General features: G+C 57.8%; 1 protein-coding gene. It reads right to left on the minus strand.

Features of this window, described 5'->3' with window-relative positions; translation table 11 throughout:
• Positions 1-1,308: reverse transcriptase domain-containing protein (locus ACRCYW_RS14645; RefSeq protein ID WP_438550797.1), on the minus strand; the 1,308-nt coding region annotated here is incomplete at its 3' end.
• Positions 1,309-1,551 lie beyond the last annotated feature (243 nt).

The raw sequence follows: 1,551 nt of genomic DNA on the forward strand, positions 1-1,551 counted from the left end.
CGCACACACTGCGGCTGGCGGACTTCTCACGGACACTGCGGCAGTCAAGGGGACCCCCATGTAGGTGATGACGGATCCGAGGAGGGAATACATTTCAGCGTCGGTACGCGTCTCATCGGGCTTGGGACGGGAGGCATCCTGTGGCCCCCAATTGCTGTCTGTGTAGGTGTCCAGGCGGTCAACGGTAGCCACACGAGGTTGGTCATCGGTGGGCCAGGCCACAATGGCGTTGAGGCAGTCGGCCGGGTCGAAGGAGTCATACGATGGCTCGGCTGGAGGTTGAGTGAAGCGGATCCCCCAATCCATGGTCCCCTTGAGGTACTTGAGGACGTGTTTGGCGCTATCCAAGTGACCCTGTGACGGGTTGTGGAGGTAAGTTGCAAGGAGACACACCGAACCAGTGATATCAGGGCGGGTACTAAGGCTGATCCAGTTCAACCCCCCTACCAGTGACTGGTAATCCTTCACCAGAGTTGGCTTGGACTCCGGGGGTTGGCCATCATGAAGGTTGCGGTCAATGATGTGTCCACTGCGGAAGGGTGTCCTGACAGCGTGAGCGGTGGAGAGGTTGAATTGTTCCAACATGCGGTGGATGTGGCCTTCTTGGGAGCAGTGGACTGTGAGGCGACCATCAGCGGTGCGTCCCCACTCATAGAAGACCCCAAGGTAATACGAGAGATCCCCCATGAAGTCAATGACTAGCCGTTTTCCCAGTTCCTGTTCGAACCACAATTCAGTGGCGTCATCGGTCCCAAAATACATGCAGTCGTCCACGTAGGTACCAAAGTAGATGGTGCCACCAGTGGGAGATTGTCCGATGAAGGCGCAGGGTTCATGAGTGCACATGGTGAGGCCGATATCCAGGAGGACGGCCTTGAAGGTTTGGTACCAGTGGCGGGGGCTACGTCGGAGGCCATAGAGGGTCTTCTTGAGGCGCCAGTACGTTCCAGGGGCCGAATAAGGGCACCCACGGGGTGGAATGCACACGCAGATTTCGTCCTCAGGGAGAGTGGGATGGCAGAAAGCATTCTTAGCATCACATTGTTTGACGCGGCGTCCCTTGGAGACTGCCAGTCCGGTGAGAGTGCGAATGGTGTGTTTCATGAGCACAGGGGCGAACAGATCGTTCTTGGTCCAGTACCGCTCTTCCGCATTGCCCATCACCACGGTTCGAGACTTGGCACGAACTGGGTTCCCGGCTCCATCAGTTTTGACGGTGTGGATGCACATGGTGGGAATGGCGGTAATGTTGTGCTTGGCTTTCAATCGTTGATATTCCGCCTCAAGGATAACCTCGTAGGTGTCCAAGGAAATGAGGCCATTGCGTTCTTCGTCATATGACTCCAGCCAGATGGGGTAGTCTGGGTGATCCCGGTCCTTGAGGGCCTGCCAAAGAAAGCGGGGACAGGGGGCAGTGAGGTTCCTAGCTGAGACGTGCCGGGCGTGTCCGCGGAAGTGAGCTCCGGAGCGTGTGCCGGTGGTGGTACCTAGACTGCCGGTGAAGGGCCTGGTCCAATCGCGTCCGGATGCGGGGTCGCTTGCGGCATTGGG

It is taken from the genome of Aeromonas sp. (assembly GCF_051657805.1).
Taxonomy (GTDB): domain Bacteria; phylum Pseudomonadota; class Gammaproteobacteria; order Enterobacterales; family Aeromonadaceae; genus Aeromonas.